The organism is Janthinobacterium sp. BJB304, from assembly GCF_002735765.1.
In the GTDB taxonomy this organism is placed as follows: domain Bacteria; phylum Pseudomonadota; class Gammaproteobacteria; order Burkholderiales; family Burkholderiaceae_D; genus Janthinobacterium.
The window spans coordinates 166,915-187,955 of the sequence record NZ_PDZN01000012.1 but is presented as its reverse complement, the minus strand read 5'-3'; the positions used below and the strand labels follow the sequence as shown (position 1 = coordinate 187,955).

At 63.5% G+C, this 21,041-nt stretch carries 10 protein-coding genes; 4 read left to right on the top strand and 6 right to left on the bottom strand.

The features are described from left to right. Entirely contained in the window at positions 1-675 is a 675-nt protein-coding gene (gene leuE, locus CSQ95_RS16130) for a leucine efflux protein LeuE (RefSeq protein ID WP_070313244.1), read from the top strand. 9 nt (positions 676-684) lie between these two features. Continuing rightward, complete coding sequence (locus tag CSQ95_RS16125; RefSeq protein WP_099410218.1) at positions 685-1,785, top strand: low specificity L-threonine aldolase; 1,101 nt, start codon at positions 685-687, stop codon at positions 1,783-1,785. 257 nt (positions 1,786-2,042) lie between these two features. On the opposite strand, the gene CSQ95_RS16120 is transcribed toward CSQ95_RS16125, so the two are convergent. Together CSQ95_RS16120 and CSQ95_RS16115 are read right to left on the bottom strand one after the other, a co-directional pair. Beyond that, the gene (locus CSQ95_RS16120) at positions 2,043-3,485 is read right to left on the bottom strand and encodes an OmpP1/FadL family transporter (RefSeq protein WP_070224443.1); all 1,443 of its coding nucleotides are present in this window, start codon (positions 3,483-3,485) and stop codon (positions 2,043-2,045) included. Positions 3,486-3,683: 198 nt separating this feature from the next. Next, complete coding sequence (locus tag CSQ95_RS16115; RefSeq protein WP_257218074.1) at positions 3,684-6,383, bottom strand: EAL domain-containing protein; 2,700 nt, start codon at positions 6,381-6,383, stop codon at positions 3,684-3,686. 205 nt (positions 6,384-6,588) lie between these two features. On the opposite strand from CSQ95_RS16115, the gene CSQ95_RS16110 reads away from it, so the two are divergent. Both CSQ95_RS16110 and CSQ95_RS16105 read left to right on the top strand, forming a co-directional pair. Beyond that, the gene (locus CSQ95_RS16110; protein WP_070313242.1) at positions 6,589-7,563 is read left to right on the top strand and encodes a thymidylate synthase; all 975 of its coding nucleotides are present in this window, start codon (positions 6,589-6,591) and stop codon (positions 7,561-7,563) included. After that, positions 7,563-8,603 (top strand): SMI1/KNR4 family protein, encoded by a 1,041-nt coding sequence (locus CSQ95_RS16105; RefSeq protein WP_099410216.1) that lies wholly within the window; start codon positions 7,563-7,565, stop codon positions 8,601-8,603. The genes CSQ95_RS16110 and CSQ95_RS16105 overlap by 1 nt, the downstream gene beginning before the upstream one ends. Here CSQ95_RS16105 and CSQ95_RS16100 read toward each other — a convergent pair. The 4 genes from CSQ95_RS16100 to CSQ95_RS16085 all read right to left on the bottom strand — a co-directional run bounded on the left by CSQ95_RS16100 (position 8,600) and on the right by CSQ95_RS16085 (position 21,033). Beyond that, entirely contained in the window at positions 8,600-10,861 is a 2,262-nt protein-coding gene (locus tag CSQ95_RS16100; protein ID WP_099410215.1) for an outer membrane beta-barrel family protein, read from the bottom strand. The two genes, CSQ95_RS16105 and CSQ95_RS16100, sit on opposite strands and share 4 nt — an antisense overlap. A gap of 264 nt (positions 10,862-11,125) precedes the next feature. Continuing rightward, complete coding sequence (locus CSQ95_RS16095) at positions 11,126-12,781, bottom strand: ShlB/FhaC/HecB family hemolysin secretion/activation protein (protein ID WP_257218073.1); 1,656 nt, start codon at positions 12,779-12,781, stop codon at positions 11,126-11,128. A gap of 23 nt (positions 12,782-12,804) precedes the next feature. Then, positions 12,805-19,377 carry a YDG domain-containing protein gene (locus tag CSQ95_RS16090; RefSeq protein WP_099410249.1) on the bottom strand — a complete coding sequence of 2,191 codons (6,573 nt, stop codon included), beginning with the start codon at positions 19,375-19,377 and terminating at the stop codon, positions 12,805-12,807. Positions 19,378-19,695: 318 nt separating this feature from the next. Next, positions 19,696-21,033 carry a VWA domain-containing protein gene (locus tag CSQ95_RS16085; protein WP_099410213.1) on the bottom strand — a complete coding sequence of 446 codons (1,338 nt, stop codon included), beginning with the start codon at positions 21,031-21,033 and terminating at the stop codon, positions 19,696-19,698. Between the last annotated feature and the right edge of the window lie 8 nt (positions 21,034-21,041).

Below are 21,041 nucleotides of genomic sequence, written 5' to 3'. Positions count from 1 at the left end.
ATGAACGCACTTTTCCACGCCAACCTGGGCATCACCGATTTCTGGACCTTTTTGCTGGGGACCATCTTCATCGTCATCCTGCCCGGCCCCAACTCCATGTACGTGCTGTCGGTCGCCGCCCAGCGCGGCGTGCGGCCCGCCTACCAAGGCGCCTTCGGCATCTTCGCCGGCGACCTGATTCTGATGGTGCTGTCGGCCTGCGGCGTCGCTTCGCTGCTGAAAGCCAGCCCGGCCCTGTTCTACGTCGTGAAATACATCGGCGCGGCCTACCTGGGCTGGATCGGCCTGCAGATGCTGATAGGCTGCTGGCGCAAGCTGCGCGCACCCGCTCCCGCTGAAGGCGAAGCGGCAGCCGTAGCTGCCCCCGTCAAGGAAAGCGACCCGTTCCGCAAGGCCCTGATCATCAGCCTGATGAACCCGAAAGCGATTTTGTTCTTCATCTCTTTTTTCATCCAGTTCGTCGACCCGGCCTTTGCAAAGCCCGTGCTGTCCTTCATCGGCCTGGGCCTGATCTGCCAGGTGATCAGCTTTACCTACCTGACGGCCATCATCTTTGTCGGCGCGCGGCTGGCCGAGACCTTCCGCCGCCGTCGCCGCCTGTCGGCCGGCATGGGCGGCGGCGTGGGCGCCATGTTCATCGGCTTTGGCGCGAAACTGGCCACGGCCACACTGTAAGGAATCGCCGTGAACGAGCTTGAACTGCGCCAGCGCTGCCATACCATCCTGCCGGGCCACCGCCAGCCCACGCCAGCGGCCACCTTCGCCGCCATGGCCGCCTGGTGCGATGCCAACGATGTTGCACACGATACCTATGGCGAAGGCGCGCTGATCGAACAGTTCGAGAACAAGATCGCCAGCCTGCTCGGTTTCGAGGCGGCCGTGTTCTGCATCACGGGCACCATGACGCAGGTCACGGCCCTGCGCCTGGCCTGCCAGGACCGGGGCTCGCGCCTCGTCGCGCTGCACCCGACGTCGCACATCCTGCGCCACGAGCGGGGCAACCATGAATTGCTCGATCACTTCAAGGGCTTGACGATCGGCGACCCGCACCGCCCGTGGACGGCGGACGACTTGCGCGCCGTGCCCGATGCGCTGGGCGCCGCGCAGGTCGAACTGCCGATGCGCGAAATCGGCGGCCAGTGCCCGTCGTGGGAAGACTTGCGCCAGATCAAGCTGCACTGCAACGACCGCAACATCCACCTGCACATGGATGGCGCGCGCCTGTGGGAAGCGCAAGCCGGTTTTGGCCAGTCCCTGCCCGCCATCTGCGACGGTTTTGATTCCGTCTACGTGTCGCTGTACAAGGGCATCGGCGGCCTCGGTGGCGCCATGCTGGCCGGCAGCCGCCCGTTTGTCGAGCGTGCGCGCGCGTGGTTCCACCGCCAGGGCGGCAACATCGTGCACCGCACGCCCTACGTGGTGGCCGCCGCCATGCAGTTCGACGCGCGCCTCGCCGCCATGCCCCGCTATTTTGCGCGCACGCAGTGGCTGTACGCGCTGCTGCGCGATTTTCCATCGATCGCCGTCAACCCCGCCCAGCCGCAAGCGAACATGCTGCATCTGCACCTGCCCGTATCGCGCGAGCGGGCCATCGCCATCCGCAACCAGATGGCCGAAGACCACGGCATCTGGCTGTTCGGCCGCGCCAGCCACGCGGCGCTGCCCGGGCACAGCGTGGTGGAATGGTATGTGGGAGACAACTTGCTGGAACTGCCCGACGACAGCGTGCGGCTGGCCTTGACCCTGCTGGATCAGGCCATGCGTAACAAGGCACCATCGGCGTAGGTCGGGGTAGGTCGGGTTAGCGCACAGCGCGTAACCCGACAACACCACAGCCACAGCCAACAATACCGTCGGATTACGCGCGGCTTCGCCACGCTAATCCGACCTACACCCTACGGCGCCCAACAACGCGCCACCTGCGTAGGTCGGGCTAGCGCGTAGCGCGTAAGCCGACACCACCACCGCCGTCGTCACCAAAAAAAAGCGCCCGAAGGCGCTTTTTTCCTTTCATGGCGGCCGGGTCGGCCGCCACTACCTGCTTAGAACTTGTAGTTGTAAGCGAGACCGATCAACTGCATGCGGGTCTTGAACAGGCCCTTGGTGGTTTCACCGTTGCCGGTGCAGCCCGTCTTGACCGGCGAGCAGTCGTTTGTGTAGTTGACGTCAGCATCCTTGAAGTCGATATAGCTGTAAGCCAGGTCGATCGAGGAATTGGCGTTCAGCTTCCAGTTCGCGCCGATCGAATACTGCATGCGGTCGCTGTCCGGCAAGGCCGGGTGGCGCAATTCGGCGCTGCGGACCGGCGCCTGGTCGTGGGCGATACCGGCGCGCAGCATCAGGCTTTCGCTGTACTTGTAGTTGGTGCCCAGCGACACGCGGTAGGTGTCTTTCCAGTTCTGGCGAATGCGCTCGGCGCCTTCGGCCGTCGGCGGGAACTGGATATCCAGGTTCTGCAGGCGCGAAGTGCGGGTCCAGGTGACGTCGCCCATCAAGGCCCATTTATCATCCATCTGATGGAAGGCGTTGACCGACAGGGTTTCCGGCGTGCGCAATTCCACCAGCGCTTCCGAATTGACCTTGTTCGATGCCTTGGCGATGAAGGCGTTCACGGCCGGATTGCTCGTCACTTGCGAGAAGTCCCAGATGGTGCTGCCCTTGAGCTTGTGCGAAATCGACGAGCGGTAAGCGATACCGAAACGCGTGCCTTCGTTCAGCTGGTACAGGTAGCCCAGGTTGAAGCCGAAGCCCCAGTCATGGCCATCCATCGAGGCATGGCCATCCTTGATCGGGCCCTGCAGCGCGGCGCCCGCAGCTTGCGCCGCAGCCAGACCCTGCGTCTTGGCGATATTGGCCAGGAAGGCCTGCGATGCGCTAGGGGCAAACTTGCCCAGGAAAGCAACCGAACCCGGCACGTCCACACCCTGGCCCAGTTCCGCCTTCATGTATTCGGCCGTCACGCCGAAACCGAACGAGTGGTGCTGGTCCAGCTTGAACGACACGGAAGGATTCAGGGCGATGGCTTCGAGCTTGATATTGGTGATCGCGTAGCGGCCATACCAGTCGTTGCCGTAGTCGAGCTTGGCGCCATACGGCACGAACAGGCCAGCGCCGACGGTCCACTGCTCATTGATTTTCTTGCTGGCATACAGCGCTGGCGCGAACACGGCATCCGGCGCATAGTCCTTGGTTGCCGCGTAAGGCGTGCGGTTGCCCGGGAAGAAAGGCTTGGAGCCCGAATCCGTGTAGGTCGAATGCGGTACCACCAGGGTGCCGCCGCCCACGAATTGCGTGCCTTCCAGGCGCGCCATGCCGGCCGGATTATAGAAAATGGTCGACGCGTCGGCCGCTTCGGCGCCGCTGGCGTCGGCCGTGCCCTGGGCGGAAACGCTTTGCGAGCCGAAACGGTAGCCCGATGCCTGGGCGGTGGAAGCGAAGCCGGCGCATGCGACGGCGATGAGGAGGGGCAGATATTTATGTTTCAAGTTAGTCTCTCTTTATTATATGAAGTGTCTTCGTCACATTGTCCCGGGTAGCTCAACCTCACCCGTCCTGCACTGTTCTTGCCGCCGTGAACTCCAATTCACTGACGGCATGAGCGAAGCATATAATATTTTTTAGAAAAAAGCGAACGTTCGCTCTTTTTATGAAACAGCGTTGTTTTCCATGCCAATCACGACGCTCTACAGCGCCGGCGCCGGGGCTGGAAGCGGTATCAGGAAGCGCTGGTGCATCAGCGCCAGCATCTGTTCGGCCGGCACCGGGCGCGAGATGAAATAGCCCTGCACTTCATTGCATTGCAGCGCGCGCAGGATGTCGAGCTGCTCGCGCGTCTCCACGCCTTCGGCCACCACGCTCATGCCCAGCGCATGGGCCATCGACAGGATGGCGCGCACGAAGACCTCGCCCTGCTCCGAGCGGCCCAGCTCCATGGTGAAGGCGCGGTCAATCTTCAAGCCATCCATGGCGAACTTCTGCAGCTGCGACAGCGAGGAATAGCCGGTGCCGAAATCGTCGACCAGCAGGCGCACGCCCAGCGCGCGGATGGCCGACAGCTGCTCCACGGCGCGGTTCTGCTCATCCATCATGGCCGATTCCGTGATCTCCACCTCGATCAGGCGCGCGTCGATGCGGTGGCGCGTCAGCGCGGACGCCAGCACCTGGTGCACGTCGCCGCGGCCGAACTGGCGCGCCGACACGTTGATCGATACGGGCACCAGCTCGAGTCCGCTGGCTTGCCAGCGCGCCATCTGCAGGCACACCTTTTCGATGACGACTTCGCCCAGCTGCGAAATGAGGCCGCTGCTCTCGGCCACGGGGATGAATTCCAGCGGCGGCACCATGCCATGCTGCGGATGGTGCCAGCGCACCAGCGCCTCCATGCTGCACAGCTGCCCGCTCATGGCGTCGACGCGCGGCTGGTAGACGACGAGGAACTGGTCCTGCTCCAGCGCCGCCACCAGGCTTTGCTCCAGTTCGCGGCGGCTGCGGATGGTTTCGAACAATTCCGGCTGGAAGAAGCGGTGATGGCCCTTGCCCGCCACTTTCACGGCGTACATGGCGATATCGGCGTTCTTCAGCAGCACTTCCGTCTCGGCGCCATCGCGCGGATACAGGCTGATGCCGATCGAGGCCCCCATCTTGTGGCGTTCGCTGCCCAGGTAAAACGGTTCGTCGAAGGCGATGGCGATGCGCTGCGCCACCTGCTCGGCGCGGCTATCGTCCTCCACCGGGTCGAGCACGACAACGAATTCGTCGCCGCCCAGGCGCACGACGTGGTCGCCCGGCCGCAGCACGGCCTTCAGGCGCAAGGAGGCGGCGCGCAGCACTTTATCTCCCTCGGCGTGGCCCTGCGTATCGTTGATATCCTTGAAGCCGTCCAGGTCGATGAACAGCAGCGCCAGCATGCGCCGCGCGATGGCGGCGCGGCCCAGGGCACCGGGCAGGAATTGCTGCAGCCAGTAACGGTTTGGCAAGCCCGTCAAGCCGTCCTCGTTGGCCAGGCGGCGCAAGTCGCGCTCGTGCTCCTTGGCCGTGCTGATGTCTTGCAGGGTGACGGCCAGGCGGTCGCCGCTGCGCACCAGGCGCCGGCGTATCCAGCGCAGCTTGAAGGGATTGCCTTCCGGCAGCTCGATCTCTTCCTCGGAGAAGCCGGACTCCATGGCGGCCCGGTAATTGTGGATCAGGTCGCGGAAATACGGCTCATGGGCGCGCGACTGCAGGCGCATGCCCAGCAATTGTTCGCGCCGCACGCCGAAGTAGCCGGCGCCCGGCTCGTTGCAGTCGACCATCTCGAAATCGAGGATGCTGCCATCGGCGCCGCGCAGGGCGGCGATGATATAAAAGCCGTCGCTCGTGCCTTCGGTGGCCATGCGGTAGGCATTGCGCACGCCTTCGGACTGGTGGTGGCGCCACGCCAGGCGCAGCGACAGCACCGTGGCGACGGCGGCAAAGGCCAGCAGCAACACGGTGACGGCCAGCGCGATGCCGATATAGATAGTGCGCGTTTCCTCGTAGGGGTGCAGCATTTCGCCATCCGACAGGCCGACCACGGCCGTAAACGGATAGGCTTTCAGCGCCTGCCAGCCCACATAACGGCTTTGCTTGTCGGAAAAAGCGATCCGGCCGCCCGAATGCAGGGCGCCGCTCTCCGTTTCCAGGAAACTGGTGTCGAGGAATGGCGTGCCCTGTGCGCTCTGGGCCGGCAACACGCGCGCACCGAGGCGCGTGCTGAACAGCTCGCCCTCTTCCCCCACCATGGCGGACATGCCGAACTTGCCGAAATTGACACTGTTGTAGAATTCGGAAAAATAGCTGGAGTGGATGGAAATCAGCAGCACGCCGTCGAAATTGCCATCCACGTCTTCCAGCCGGCGCGTGAAATGCACGAGGCTTTCGTCGGCGCCCGGGGTTGCCGCCGCTTCGCTCGCCCTCCCCAGCGCGATGCGCAGGGCGCTGGAATTGCTGCGCCAATGGCGCAGCAGGAAATCGCTGCGCTCGTTGACGCGCAGGCGCTGCAGCGGCGCCGTTGCGGTCACGGGATGACCCTTGCGGTCGAGAATGGCGACGATGGCAAATTGCGGCAAGGCATACATGCCCTGCGTCTTCAATTGGTCGAGACGCAACTGGCCGCGCGAATTTTCCCATTCATACTTGAGCTGCAAGGTCAGCTGGTCCATCTGTTCCAGGGTGCGCAGCAGATACTGGCTGTAGGCTTTCGACAACGAGGAGACGCTGTCGAGCGCCTGCTGCTGCGCCACCTTCTCTTCCGCCTCCAGCTGCAGCAAGGTGGCCGTCCACAGCACCGCGCACAGGACCAGCCCCAGCAAGGGCCAAGCCAGGATCAGGCGCAGATTGGCCTTGAAAAAATCGGCCCTGCTCATCTCCACTACGGCGCCGTTATTATTATTTACAAATTGTCGCAAGAACATGGTGCAGCGTCTGCCGTTTCTGTGTATTTCTTCAAGGACACACAAATTACCACAGAGTCATGTTTACAGGTAAGCCGGCCGCGTAATTATGTATGCGGCCCGCAGACCGCCTGTCGCGCCTGCGTTACAATCACCATCCTTACCGTTGGAGAAATACATGCAGCAATATCAAGATTTGATCAAGACCGTGCTCGAAACGGGCAGCTGGCAAGACAACCGCACGGGCATCCGCACCCTGAGCGTGCCGGGCGCCATGATGCGTTTCGACTTGGCCAACGGCAACTTCCCTGCCGTCACGACCAAGAAACTGGCTTTCAAATCCGTGATCGGCGAATTGTGCGCCTTCCTGCGCGCCTCGCGCAACGCGGCCGAGTTCCGCGCGCTGGGCTGCAAGGTGTGGGACCAGAACGCCAATGAAAATGCGCAATGGCTGGCCAACCCCTACCGCGAAGGCGAGGATGACCTCGGTCCCGTGTATGGCGTGCAATGGCGTCAATGGCCTGCGTACAAGCTGCTCGACGCCGACCAGCCCGCGCAAATCGCCGACGCGCAAGCGAACGGTTTTACCCTGGTTGCCCCCATCGTCGAGGACGGCGTGCAAAAAGTGCTGCTGTACAAGGCCGTCGACCAGTTGCGCGAATGCCTGGACACCATCATGAACAATCCCGGCAGCCGCCGCATCCTGTTCCACGGCTGGAACCCGGCCGTGCTCGATGCCGTCGCCCTGCCCGCCTGCCACTTGCTGTACCAGTTCATCCCGAACGCCAGCACGCGCGAAATTTCGCTGTGTTTATATGTGCGCAGCAACGATATCGGCCTGGGCACGCCGTTCAACATCGCCGAAGGCGCGGCCCTGCTGCACCTGGTGGCGCGCCTGACGGGCTACACGCCGCGCTGGTTCACCTACTTCATCGGCGACGCGCACATCTATGAAAACCACCTCGACATGGTGGAAGAACAATTGAAGCGCACGCCGTTCCCGGCGCCCAAGTTTGTCATTTCCGACCGTGTGCCCGATTACGCGAAGACGGGCAAATACGAACCGGAATGGCTGGAAAAGATCGAACCGTCGGATTTCTCGCTGGAAGGTTATGAACACCATGCGCCGATCAAGGCGGCGATGGCCGTCTGATGGCGGTCGCACCGCTGGCAGCCCTGCACCGCAAGCTGTTTGACGAGACGGACGGCGTTAAGTTTTCCAAGCTGAAAGACCGGTTGCTGAAAAAGCATGCGGCCGACGAGCGGCAAGCCGTGCTCGCTATCCTGATCGCCTACGCCAGGGAAGGCCAGCTGCTGCACTGGCGCGCCTTCCTGATGACGGATATCGTCGCCCTGGCCGAACCGGGAGAATACGGCGATTTTTTCAGCTGGAGCCTTGATATGGACGGCCTCGCCTACTGGGGCGTGGATGGCATGCTCAAAAGCATGGGCAAGGAGGCGTATGCTCCGCTCGTGGCCTTGGCCACTGCGGAAAATGCCAAGCTGAGCGTGCGCGCCAAGGCCGTGAAAAGCCTGGCCGTCTTCAGCCGCCAGCCTTTCGACACGGGCTTGCCGCAAGACCCCGGCCACTGGAAGCCCGACAGCCTCCCGCTAGCTGCCGTACTGGCCTGGCAGCGCGATGGCTACCCGGATGGCGCAGGCCATGCGGCGCCCGCCACCCACGCGGCGCTCGATGATCCGCGCACGCCGCTGGAAAAAGCTGCTGCCAGGCTGGAAAAAAAACTGGCGGCCCGGCGCAGGAAGGAGCAGGACCTGGCGCAGCCATCGAACTGGCTGGCCATCGCCAGCGCCGCCGACATGGCCGGCATCGCGCAGCGCTGGGCCTTGCCGGAGCAGTACCGGCGCTTCCTGGCTTGCCATTCGCCGTTGCGGGTGTTGATCGACAGCCAACAGTATTTCCAGGGCTTGAGCCTGTACGGCGCGGACGAGCTGGTCAAGGCCCAGTACGGTTACGCCTGGGATGCCGTCAGCGGCGCCGCCATCGCCGGCTGGCCGGAACAATACCTGGTGATCGCCGACGCGGGCGCCGATCCGTATTGCCTGGACCTGGGCGCCATTGCCGGCGGCGATGCGCCCGTGTATACGGCCGAACACGGCATGGGCGCATGGCGCTTCGAGCGCCATGCGGACAGTTTCATCGACTTCCTGAACGAGATCGCGGCAGCGGCCTAGCCTGCTTCGCCTCCCGGTCCGCCCGGGCCGGGACCGCCTGGGCCGCCCGGCCCCCGTCCGCCCGGCGGGCCGAAACGCGGTTCGCGCTCGCCCTCTTTCGCCGCCGACGTGGCGCCGCCCAGGCGGTACGACAGCCCCACGTAAATCATCCGGCCATCGAAGCGCCGCGTGCTCGTCTCGCGCAAGGAAGCGCTGTTGATGACGGTTTCCATCTTGTTGCTGCTGAACACATCGGTCACATTCATGACCAGGCTCAATTGCGGCGTCACCGTGTGGCGCCAGCTCACGTTCAAGGTGTTGTTCGGCGAGCGGTAGCCCTGTCCCGACAGCATCTTGCCCTGCATTTGCAGGGCCAGCTGCAGCTGGTTGGCCGGGTTGATCTGGTAATTGAGGCGCGCGCGGCCGCTCAGGGCGTTCGCCGTGCGCGTGCTGCGGTTGCCCAGGTCGTCGGAACTCGTTTGCTGGCTGCGCGCCAGGTTGCCGCTCGTGTTCAGGGTCAACGATGGCGTGAGCTTGCCGCTGACGCTGAACTCCAGGCCGCTCGAATGGCTGCCCTCGCCGTTTTCCCGCGTTGTCAGCAGCACATTGTCACTGATGAAATAGCGGTAATCGACGATGGCATCCGTGTCGCGCCGGTGGTAGGCGCGCAAGCTGCTTTCCAGGCCAAACAATTTCGTTTCATAGCCGATCTCGAACGAATCCGTCTGCGTGGGCTTCAGCTTCGGGTTGCCGGCCGACACATTGAACTCGTCGCGGTAGATCACGTACGGATTCAGGTCGCCCGCGCTCGGGCGGCGCAGGCGGTGCGCGTAGCTGAAGCGCAAATTGCTCTCGTCGCTGACCTTATACGTGGCGAACAGGCTGGGAATGTAGTTGACGTAATTGTTGCCGGCCTCGACGCCGCTGGTGATCTGGCGCACGTTCAAGTCCGTGTATTCGGCGCGCAAGCCCGCCAGCGCGCCCCAGCGCTCGCTCAGGCGCATCTGGTAGGAGCCGTACAGCGCGATGGTGCGTTCGTCGAGCTCGAAACGGTTGCTGCGCATGGGGTTGACGGTGGCAAGCAGACTGGCCGGGTTGATGTCCGTGTACAGGGTGTCGAAGCTGCTCTTGTTGTCGGCCACCTTGTAGCCGAGCTTGGCCGTGCCGCCCGCCAGCGGACGCTCGTAGTCGCCGCTGAAGTCGACGATGCGGTTGCCCGTCTCGCTGTGCTGGCGCGCGCGGCTGTCGAAGGCATTCACGGGCGCCACCGCATAGGTATTGGCGTAATCGCTGTCGCTCTCGTTGGTCGACGACGACACGCGCAGATCGATCTTGAGGGTTTCGCCCGGCAACTCGCCCTTGTGGTCGTAGCGCGCGCCCCAGCTGTAGTTGCGGCTGTCGCCGTTGCGCACGGTGCTGCGCACATAGTCGCCGATGGTGCTGCCCGTGCTGTCGCCATTGAGGTAGCGGTCGAGCGAGCGCTGGTCGTTGCTGCGCCCGTTATACGACACGCTGGCGGCAAGGGTGTCGTTGGCGTTCAGGTTGTAATTGACGGTGCCATGCAAGCCCAGCGAGTCGTTCAAGCCATTGCTGGTGGACTGCTGACTGCTGGGGGCGAACGCGCCCGTGCCACGTTCCAGGCGCTCACGGCTGACCTCGGCCACGGAATTGCGGCCGTCATGGCGCACATTGATGCCGCCCTGGTAGCCCCACGGCCCTTCGTTATAGGTGCCGGAGACGGAGCTGTTGTAGCGCCCGGCGATGCCCGCATTCGCGTTGACGGTGGCAAAGCCGCCCGGCTTGCGGTTGCGCCGCATCACCAGGTTCAGGATCGGGCCGCCACCGGCCTCATTGCCGAACTGGGCGCCGGGATTGTTGATCACTTCCACCGATTCGATATCGTCGGCCGCCATGGCGTTCAGGGTGGCGCCGCGCGAATCGCCCTGCAGCATGGCCGACGGCTTGCCATCGATCAAGATCTGCACATTGCTGCTGCCGCGCAGGGAGACGGCCCCATCGGGATCGACGGCCACCGACGGCACATTGTTCAAGGCATCGGCCGCCGTGCCATTGGTGCTGCCGACGTCGGACTTGACGTCGTAGACTTGCCGGTCGATGCGGCCCGTGGGACGTTCGGCCGTCACGCTGACGGAAGGCGGAGACCCGGCGGCCGGCGCCGGCTTGACGGCATTGTCGCCGGTGACGGTTTGCGCCTGGACAGCGGCGCCGGAGACGAGCAGGCTGCCGCCCGCCAGGCAATGGAAAAGAAGTTTATGCATTTGGCTAAAAGATAATCGAGACGCTACGGATGAGGCACTACGCCGCAGCGTGAGAGCACATGCCAAGCATGCCACGATTGCAAGGAGCAAAGCAAATGCGAACCATTGTTATTTACTTCAATTTACAAATCTCCGGCGCTTGTGGCATTCCAGCCTCATGCCATGCAGCTTGCGCTGCCCGGGATATCTCCGAAGCCCGCAAGCGTCGCGAGCGCCGTGTTGCCATGGCCGGCACCCGCGTCGCGCACGTAGTTTTCGCCGGCTTCAAAAACGGTACGCCAGGCTAGCCAGCAAGGTCGGATTATGGGGCGAAGACTCAGTCAGCGAAGCCCCCCCGCGGGTACGCCAGGCCAGCGTCATGCCTGCGCTCCATGCTGCGCCTGCATAGCGGACGCCGACGCCACTGCCGGCTAGCGTGCGCCGGTTTCCCGTACTCGCCAAGGCGTCCTTGTTGATGTCAATTCGTCCCATATCGTAGAAGACGAACGGCACCGCCGCACCGCTTGTGTAGCGCACCTCGGCCTGTGCCAGCCAGCCATTGTCACCATACGCCTCGCCGTTCGGATACGCCCGCACACCGTTCACGCCCCCAAGGCCCAGCTTTTCGGACGGGTCGAGGTTATTCCCCGCGCGCTGCGCGGACAGGCGACCATAGAGGTCAATCTTGCTATTGAGGGACTGAACGCGCGCCAGATCGATGTTCAGCTTGGAGAACGCACCGGCCGTGCGGGCGCTTGCACTGTCGATGGTCTCGCTTGCCTTATCCAGTCCGAGGCGCCCATGCGCCCACGAGACGACGCCGTAGGTGATGCCGGCGTAAATGAACTGATCGCGCACGTCAAAGGACAAATTGACCGGCACGACTGTACTTCGCTTGTCACTTGACGACGAAGTCGCCCCCTGGCGGTCCTGCAGGGACTTGTGATCGATGCTTGCCGAGACGATCAGGTTGCGCGACTGCGAGCGGACGATCGGATAGCTCATCCCGACGCTCGCCACGTCCGCCGTGCCGCGCGCGCCGAGGGACGCGAAACTGCCTGCAAGTTCGTAGTATGAATGCGTGTAACTGGCGCGTCCGCGCAAGCCGCTGTAACCGATGGGTGCCGCATACGCCACCGATCCAAACCACATTTGGGCATCCGTATATAGCGCCTGCAGGGAGAGTTGATCACCGAGCATGAATGGACTGTCGGCATCCAGGCTCGCGTGAAGACGCGTGCGGCCGGTCGCCCGCGTGCCAAAATTGTCGATCCCCGCTTCACCCTTGTAACGATGATCCCTTTGCACGTCGACGATCAGGTCGCCAGTGCCGACCTCCTTTCCAGGGCGCATCAGCGGCGCCGTGATCACGCCGGGCTGATCGTTCAATAAAAGGGTCGTGCGCTCCAACAGGTGCGCCTCGATCAAGGCGCCCTTCGGCAGTGCCGACAGGAAGCCTTGCGCCCCTGACGTCAATGCGCCATCGCCCGTCGCCTGCACCAGGCCATAACGACCTTCGAGGATCTCGATGCGTAATTCGCCAGCGGACAGATCCTGTTGTGGCAGGTAAGCACGCGCGAAAGGATAGCCGGCTTGCTGATAACGGGAGGTCATGTGTGCGGCAAGCGCGGACAGGCCCGCGAAGTCATATGTCTTGCCTGTGACCGGGCCAAGGTCGGCCAACAGTTCCGTACTCGGGATCTGCGTGTTGCCGCTTATCGTCACGCGCTGCAGCGTTATTTGCACGCCACCGGAAACCTGTGCCGCCGGTTGAGGCGCAGGCAGCACGCGCAGCGTGGGTGCCGCACGACTGGTCGGTTGCGGCAGCGTACGCGCATTTTCCTGCAGCAGCGTACCCGCATCAGGTAATTGCTGGGCAAGCGCGGGCATGCAGGCCGTGACGAACAGCGTCATCGGCAAAACAGTGGATGGATGCTTCATAGAATACCCATGTCCTGAAGATGTCAGAGATTATTCGGCGCCGGGGCGTTGGAGGTATCGCTGCTTGCGCTGGCAGGCATGCGGATGCCGCCAGATACGACCATCACATCGAGATATTTGGCATCGCGGTTGGCACCAGCGCCTTGGGTCGACGACTGGCGCCGCCGCGTGGTGCTGGCCGGTGCCGCGTTAGCGCCCGTCCCATCGCTCATGGCAGTCTGTGCTGTCCCCGACTGCGGCGCAGTCACGCTTTCAGCCACGGCGACATAGGCCAGCCCGCCGACCGCGGGCGCGGCAAACGACGACGTAATACCCGCCGCCTGCGGCGTAATCGTCGCCGCGGCTGCCGTTGCCGTTGCCGTTGCCGTCGAGTTTGCCCGGGCTGGTGCCGTCAGTATCCTGCCTGTGCTTGAACTTGACGCAGGGATAAGGTAATTGCCGGCATCTGCACCGCTCAAAGTGAGGCCGGTGACGCTGACCGGAATGGCAGTACCGGGGGATGCTTGTGCGAATTTCGCTGATGCCGAATTGGCATCGAGCTTAACGGTATCGTTGGCGACGAGCCCTGTAAGCGTTCCTGGCGTTGCAATCATTGCCGTCGTCGTGCCGTCAGCCGTCTTGTCGGCAACGGCGAGACCGCTGACGGTAACAAGTTTCGGCGTAATGGCCGCCGTCACGCTGGCCGGCGCGGTCACGCTGTAGTTCGCCGCCAGGCCGCTGGCGTCGCCCAGCTGGCCGCCGCTGACGGTCACGGTTTTGCCGCTGCCGGCATTCTTGTCGGCAAACGCACCCGTTAATGCGCCCAGCGTCACGGTTTCGTTGCCGACCAGGCCCGACAGCGTGCCGCCAGTCAGCGTGGCCGCCGTGCTGCCATCATAGATTTTATTAGCGGCCGAAATACCCGTGATGCTCAGCGCCTTCGGCGTAATGGTCGCCGTCACGCCGGCCGGTGCAGTGACACTGTAGTTGGCTGCCAGACCCGTGCCGTCGCCCAGCTGGCCGCCGCTCACGGTCACGGTTTTGCCGCTGCCGGCATTCTTGTCGGCAAACGTGCCCGTCAATGCGCCCAGTGCCAGGGTTTCGTTGCCGACGAGGCCAGACAGCGTGCCGCCGCTCAGCGTCGCTGCAGTGCCGCCGTCATAGATTTTATTCGCGGCCGATACACCCGTGATACTGAGCGCTTTCGGCGTAATGGCCGCCGTCACGCTGGCCGGCGCGGTCACGCTGTAGTTCGCCGCCATGCCGCTGGCGTCGCCCAGCTGGGCGCCGCTGACGGTCACGGTTTTGCCGTTGCCGGCATTCTTGTCGGCAAACACACCCGTCAATGCGCCCAGTGTCACGGTTTCGTTGCCGACCAGCCCGGACAGCGCACCGCCGGTCAGCGTGGCTGCCGTGCCGCCGTCATAGATTTTATTCGCGACCGAAATACCCGTGATGCTCAGCGCTTTCGGCGTAATGGCCGCCGTCACGCTGGCCGGCGCAATCACGCTGTAGTTCGCCGCCAGGCCCGTGCCGTCGCCCAGCTGGCCGCCGCTGACGGTCACGGTTTTGCCGTTGCCGGCATTCTTGTCGGCAAATGCGCCTGTCAGTACGCCCAGTGCCAGGGTTTCGTTGCCGACCAGGCCCGACAGCGTGCCGCCGCTCAGCGTAGCCGCTGTGCCGCCGTCATAGATTTTATTCGCGGCCGACACGCCCGTGATACTGAGCGCTTTCGGCGTAATGGTCGCCGTCACGCTGGCCGGCGCAATCACGCTGTAGTTCACCGCCAGGCCCGTGCCGTCGCCCAGCTGGCCGCCGCTGACGGTCACGGTTTTGCCGTTGCCGGCATTCTTGTCGGCAAACGTGCCCGTCAATGCGCCCAGTGCCAGGGTTTCGTTGCCGACGAGGCCCGACAGCGTGCCGCCAGTCAGCGTGGCCGCCGTGCCGCCGTCATAGATTTTATGAGCGGCCGAAATACCCGTGATGCTCAGCGCCTTCGGCGTAATGGCCGCCGTCACGCCGGCCGGTGCAGTGACACTGTAGTTGGCTGCCAGACCCGTGCCGTCGCCCAGCGGGCCGCCGCTCACGGTCACGGTTTTGCCGCTGCCGGCATTCTTGTCGGCAAACGTGCCCGTCAATGCGCCCAGTGCCAGGGTTTCGTTGCCGACGAGGCCCGACAGCGTGCCGCCGCTCAGCGTAGCCGCTATGCCGCCGTCATAGATTTTATTCGCGGCCGACACGCCCGTGATACTGAGCGCTTTCGGCGTAATGGTCGCCGTCACGCTGGCCGGCGCAATCACGCTGTAGTTCACCGCCAGGCCCGTGCCGTCGCCCAGCTGGCCGCCGCTGACGGTCACGGTTTTGCCGTTGCCGGCATTCTTGTCGGCAAACGTGCCCGTCAATGCGCCCAGTGCCAGGGTTTCGTTGCCGACGAGGCCCGACAGCGTGCCGCCAGTCAGCGTGGCCGCCGTGCCGCCGTCATAGATTTTATGAGCGGCCGAAATACCCGTGATGCTCAGCGCCTTCGGCGTAATGGCCGCCGTCACGCCGGCCGGTGCAGTGACACTGTAGTTGGCTGCCAGACCCGTGCCGTCGCCCAGCGGGCCGCCGCTCACGGTCACGGTTTTGCCGCTGCCGGCATTCTTGTCGGCAAACGTGCCCGTCAATGCGCCCAGTGCCAGGGTTTCGTTGCCGACGAGGCCCGACAGCGTGCCGCCGCTCAGCGTAGCCGCTATGCCGCCGTCATAGATTTTATTCGCGGCCGACACGCCCGTGATACTGAGCGCTTTCGGCGTAATGGCCGCCGTCACGCTGGCCGGCGCAATCACGCTGTAGTTCGCTGCCAGACCCGTGCCGTCGCCCAGCTGGGCGCCGCTGACGGTCACGGTTTTGCCGCTGCCGGCATTCTTGTCGCTGAATGCGCCCGTCAATGCGCCCAGTGCCAGGGTTTCGTTGCCGACCAGGCCCGACAGCGTGCCGCCGCTCAGCGTGGCCGCCGTGCCGCCGTCATAGATTTTATTCGCGGCCGACACGCCTGTGATACTGAGCGCCTTCGGCGTAATGGTCGCCGTCACGCCGGCCGGTGCAGTGACACTGTAGTTGGCTGCCAGACCCGTGCCGTCGCCCAGCTGGCCGCCGCTCACGGTCACGGTTTTGCCGTTGCCGGCATTCTTGTCGGCAAACGTGCCCGTCAATGCGCCCAAGGCGAGCGTTTCGTTGCCGACCAGCCCGGACAGCGTGCCGCCAGTCAGCGTAGCCGCCGTGCCGCCGTCATAGATTTTATTCGCGGCCGATACACCCGTGATGCTGAGCGCCTTCGTCGTGATGCTGGCCGTGCCGCTCGCCTGGTCCGTGATCGCATAGTTGCCCGCGTCCGCGCCGCCATGCGAGCTGGTCAGTATCACCGTCTTGCCGTTGCCGGCGTTCTTGTCGGCAAAGGCGCCGGTCGCGCCGACCGTTACCGCATCGCCGGCGACCAGGCCCGTGAGCACGACGTTCGATGCATTGACCGTGGCAGCCGTGCTGCCGTCATAGACCTTGCTGGCGGCGGTGATGCCGGACACCGTCAGCGCCTTCGGCGTGATGTCGGCCGTGACGCCTGCAGGCTGCGAGAACGTGTAATTCGAGGCCGAACCCGTGCCATCCGTTAGCGATATTGTCGACAAGCTCACCGCCTTGCCCGTGCCGACATCCTTGCTGGCAAACGCACCGGCAATAGCGCCCAGGTTCAGCGTCTCGCTACCGACCATGCCTGATAGAGTTCCCCCCGACAGTGTGGCCGCCGTGGTGCCGTCGTAGACCTTGCTTGTTGCGCTAATGCCGCTGACGGTGAGCGCCTTGGGCGTAATGAACACGGCATTGCTTGCGCTGGCCGCGCCCAGTCCGGGAAGCTGATAGTTGCTGGCCAAGCCGCCCACGCCGTTGAGCAGCGACGCCGTCGTGATCCAGCGCGCGGAAGCGGCGTTGGCGCTGTTGGCGGTCGCGCCGCTCACGCCGAGGTCTTCGCCGGCGACCAGATTGCCGAGGATGACGCTCGAGAAAGCAGCCGATCCATCGTACGTCCTGGTGCCGCCAAGTGTGACCGTGCGCGCAGTGATTTGCGCCGTAGCGCTGGCGGAGTTAGCTGCCAGGCTGTAGTTGCCCATGTCCGCGCCGCCGAGCGTAATGCCCGAGATATTGACGGAGTACGTGCCCACGTTCTTGGCACCGAAAGTACCCGTGCCGCTGGCCGTGACAACATCGCCTGCGATCGCGCCGGCCACTGACACTGCAGCCGTCGTGTTGCCGTCATAAACCTTGTCGGCGGCGCTGGGCGTCAGCTGTTTTTGCGTTATGGAAAAGCTGCCGGTGTTGAAATACCCGACCGCATACGTCGTGCCGCCCGTCGTGTAATTGGTGGGGTTGGCCGATGCAGCCACGAGCTTGGTATACGTGCCGACGTTCTTGCTGGTGGTAGCGAAGGCAGGCGCCGGAACCAGATTCGACACCGAAAAGTTAGCAATGTCGGTGGTGGCCGAATACGTCAGGCCGGAGGTCGCTGTATTGCCATCGTAGATCTTGCTGCCGGAACCGGCTTGGGTAATGAACAGCGCGCGCGTGGCCATGTCGACGGCTTGATACGTCGCGTAGAGGTAGCTGTTGTTGGAACCCGGAACGACCATCGTCCCGCAATTGGGCAGCTGTGCCGAACAGCTGGACAGCTGAGGTGCCTGCGTGTAGGCCGACAACTGGGGCGCGCCGTTGACATAGACCAGCCAGCCGGCGACCGACGGGCCCTGGAATACAACTTGGGCACGGCTTCCATATGAGACCAGTCCAATGGCTCCCGCACTGAGGTCGGCAGACGTATAGTTGCCTGGCGTGGCGTTGACCGCGTTCAGCAGCATCGTGCCGCCAGTAGTGGACGAAGCCAGCGTGGTCACCGTGTTCGAGCCGCCCTGGAATGCCAGGCCAAACGTCTTGATGCCTCCAGTGCTCTCGCCGTTAATGAGCAGATTGCCGCTACCCGACCGGATCGTGGCATTCGACTGGATGTACACGCCGGCCGTCGCGCCGCCGTAGCTGCCATTGTTTGAGCCGACGAGCGAGCGACCGTTGATCGTGATATCCCCGCCGGCTGAATCGATGGCTTTGCCGGTGCCGATAATAATGGCGGGGGTGCTGGAACTGGTGTTGAGCGCATAGGCGATGTTGCCGTTCACGCTGCCGTTGGCGCCTCCGACGAGGATATTGCCGCCATTGGAGGACAAGTTGCCGGCAACGTTGACGCCGCCTGTCGTGGCGCCCGCTGCATTGCCTGCCGACAGCGTCAGGTTCAACCTCCCCGATGTCGACGTGACGTCGGCACCCACGACGATGTTGCGGTCGGCACGCAAGGTCAGGCTGGCATCGCCGCCAGCGGTCTTGGCGATCGGGCTGGATACCGTGATATCGCCGCTGCCGCTGCCCGTCACGCCCGTGCCGCCCGGCGCCTGGGTCGTTATGGTGACGTTCGTGCCCTGGTTCAACGCGCCGGTAATGGTGGTAGCCGCGGCCAGGTTGATCGTGTAATCGTAGGGATCGACGAGCCAGTCGCCACCCTTGCCTGCGGCCGCGCCGGCATTGACAACGAGATCCGGTGCCGTATTGACATGGGCCGCCGAAGTCTCGATATCGCCGCCGTTACCGCCATGCGGCGCGCTGGCGTCCAGCAGTCCACCGGCATGCAAGGTACCGGACTGCATGTCGCCCAGCAGCAAAATCTCGCCGCGCTTGCCCGTCGCGAGCGTGCGCGCCTGGATAATGCCGGTGTTGTTGATCACCGAGCCAGTGAGCTCGCCGGCGGACTTGGCCGTCATCAGCACCTTGCCTCCGTCTGCACGGATCGCGCCGCCGTTTTCGACCAGCGCGTCGACTGCGCCCTTCTGCACCTGCAACTTGACGGGGCCGCCAAAATCGACCAGCACTTCGCTGCCGGCGCCGAACAGGACATTGCCGCGTTCGGCTCCGATCTGTCCGCTATTTTGTACCCGGGCCGCCACCAGCACGATGTTGCCGCCGGCAGTGGCATTAATGGTGCCCTGGTTCGCGACCGTGCCAGTGCTCTTGCCCGCGAGCTGGTAGCGGCCCGCCATAAAATCATCGGTGCCCATCGACAATGTGGATGCCAGCAGGCCACCTACGTTAACTTGTGCCGTTGGACTGAACAGCACGCCGTTGGGATTGACCAAAAACACGTGGCCATTCGCATTCAGTGCACCCTGGATAATCGATGGGTCGGCGCCCACCACGCGGTTCAGTGCGACCGAAGAGGCGGAAGGCTGCACGAAGTTGACTGTATGACCTTGTCCAATGGAAAAGGATGTCCAGTCAAGCGCTGCTTTCTGGCTGGACTGGTTGACCGTCATCGTCTTTCCTGCATAAGCCACCGATGCCTGGCCTGTTACAAGCTGCCCGTGCGTGGGCAAGGGACCAGCAGCGGCGGCGATACCACTCGCGGCACCTGCCAGCAGCGCAACTGCCGTCTGCCGACGGCGCGTGCGCGACGTAGTCGATTTAGTCCGCCCGGAAGCGAATTCCGAAACCGCCTGCCACAAACCGGTCGTGGCATTCCAAACAACGCGATAGATATGGTTCATACAAACCTCTATTCAATGTGCTTTGTCAGCGTGCCACCAAGCGAGGCGACACGGAAAATAGTAGGAGTTTGTCGCGGCCTTGCGCAGTTCTCTCGACGTATGTGGGCGGGAGTTCCAGGCAATAGCAGACAAAACACGTACAGGCACAACTGCGGGTCTGGGCGGATGTGGAAGGCTGTCGTCTATGACAGCTTCTTTTTGGATGATGCGATATGCTCAAGCATCGCATAAATTGCTGCTTCAGAGCAATCTTTTATGATTAGTATCAAGTCAGATGCGGTATCTGCGCAACAGCTATGCGACGCTCCTGCTCTTCAGCTAGCTCAGCAAGCCATTGCCGCGCGCCAGTTTCAGCCAGCCCGGATATTCCGTCATCAATAAATCATACAGTTCTGCGTCGCTGTGCTCGTCGGGCGAGCTGACGGAAAAGTAATTGGCGTTGTCGACCAGGCGGCCCTGCAGTTCGTCGAGCTTTTCCAGAAACGGGAAATCGGAATCGGCAAAGGCGGCGAGGAACTTGCTTTTCGACTTGCGCCCCTTGCCGATGCCCATGAATTGCCAGAAGATGGGCTCGTTACTGGCCCAGCGCAACTGTTTCTCCGTCGTCGCCTGGTCGCTGGTGCCGCCATCGGTGACGAACATCACGTACACGGGCAGCTCGGCCGCGACGGGCCGCGTGCGCTCGCCGCCGGCCTTGCCTGGGAAATAAAACGCGCGGATCGCCTGCATGGCGGCGCCATAGCGCGTGTCGCCTTCGAGCGGATGACGCTGTATGGCCTGGCCTACGTAGGTATTGCAGTTACTCAAGGCCATCGGTGCCGGATGGTGGACATTCTTGCCGAACAGGAAAACGTCGATCTCGCCATCGTCGTCGAACTTGCAGCCCAGCGCCAGGATGCGCTCGGCAAAGCGCTGCACCAGCCCCTCTTTGTACAGCCGTCCCATGGAGCCGGAAATATCGAGGCATAAGCAGACCTTGGCGCGGTGCTCGGACAGGCCCACTTTTTGCAAAGACACGCCCGCCTGCTTGACCAGGCTGACCAGTTGCGGCGCCTCGCGTTCGACGCGCTTTTCCAGGTTGATCTTCGCCTGCATGACGGCCGAAGCCGCCGCGGCAGGAGCGGCAGGGGTTGTCTGGTCGACTTCACCGCCGAAATGCTGCACCAGCGCATCGAGTCCCCCATTGAAACCCTGGCCCACGGCCATGCAGCGCCAGCCGCCATCCTTGCGGTAAATTTCTGCCAGCATGACGGCTTTTTCTTGCGCAAAATCAGACCCGGCAAAGACAAAGCGTGCCAGCTCGCGCCCACCCGCCTGCAGGCGCACGTGGCCGGCTTGCAACTGCGACATCACGCCACCGCCATCGATGGACACCGTCACGACGAGGCGGTCAATTCCGGCCGGCAAGCGCGCCAGCTGCAAGGCAAACTCGGCCATGTCGCCGCCGCTGCCGGCGCGCGCTTCCACGCCGCCGCACGGCGTGCGCGGCTGGTTGAAAAAAGTCATGTAGCGCTCGTCGGACAGCTTGCCGGCCGCATCGAGGCCGAAACAGGCCACGTCGAGCGCCAAGCCCTGCGCGGCGACGCCGACCTGCAAGACGCCATCGGGAACGAGATTGGCCAGCGGCAAGCGCTGACCCTTGGACAAGGTTTCCATCAGTGTCT

Coding starts and splice junctions, on each gene's coding strand:
- leuE (WP_070313244.1), top strand. CDS start 1: ATGAACGCACTTTTCCACGCCAACCTGGGCATCACCGATTTCTGGACC.
- CSQ95_RS16115 (WP_257218074.1), bottom strand. CDS start 6,383: ATGAGCAGGGCCGATTTTTTCAAGGCCAATCTGCGCCTGATCCTGGCT.
- CSQ95_RS16110 (WP_070313242.1), top strand. CDS start 6,589: ATGCAGCAATATCAAGATTTGATCAAGACCGTGCTCGAAACGGGCAGC.
- CSQ95_RS16105 (WP_099410216.1), top strand. CDS start 7,563: ATGGCGGTCGCACCGCTGGCAGCCCTGCACCGCAAGCTGTTTGACGAG.
- CSQ95_RS16100 (WP_099410215.1), bottom strand. CDS start 10,861: ATGCATAAACTTCTTTTCCATTGCCTGGCGGGCGGCAGCCTGCTCGTC.
- CSQ95_RS16095 (WP_257218073.1), bottom strand. CDS start 12,781: ATGAAGCATCCATCCACTGTTTTGCCGATGACGCTGTTCGTCACGGCC.
- CSQ95_RS16090 (WP_099410249.1), bottom strand. CDS start 19,377: ATGAACCATATCTATCGCGTTGTTTGGAATGCCACGACCGGTTTGTGG.
- CSQ95_RS16085 (WP_099410213.1), bottom strand. CDS start 21,033: ATGGAAACCTTGTCCAAGGGTCAGCGCTTGCCGCTGGCCAATCTCGTT.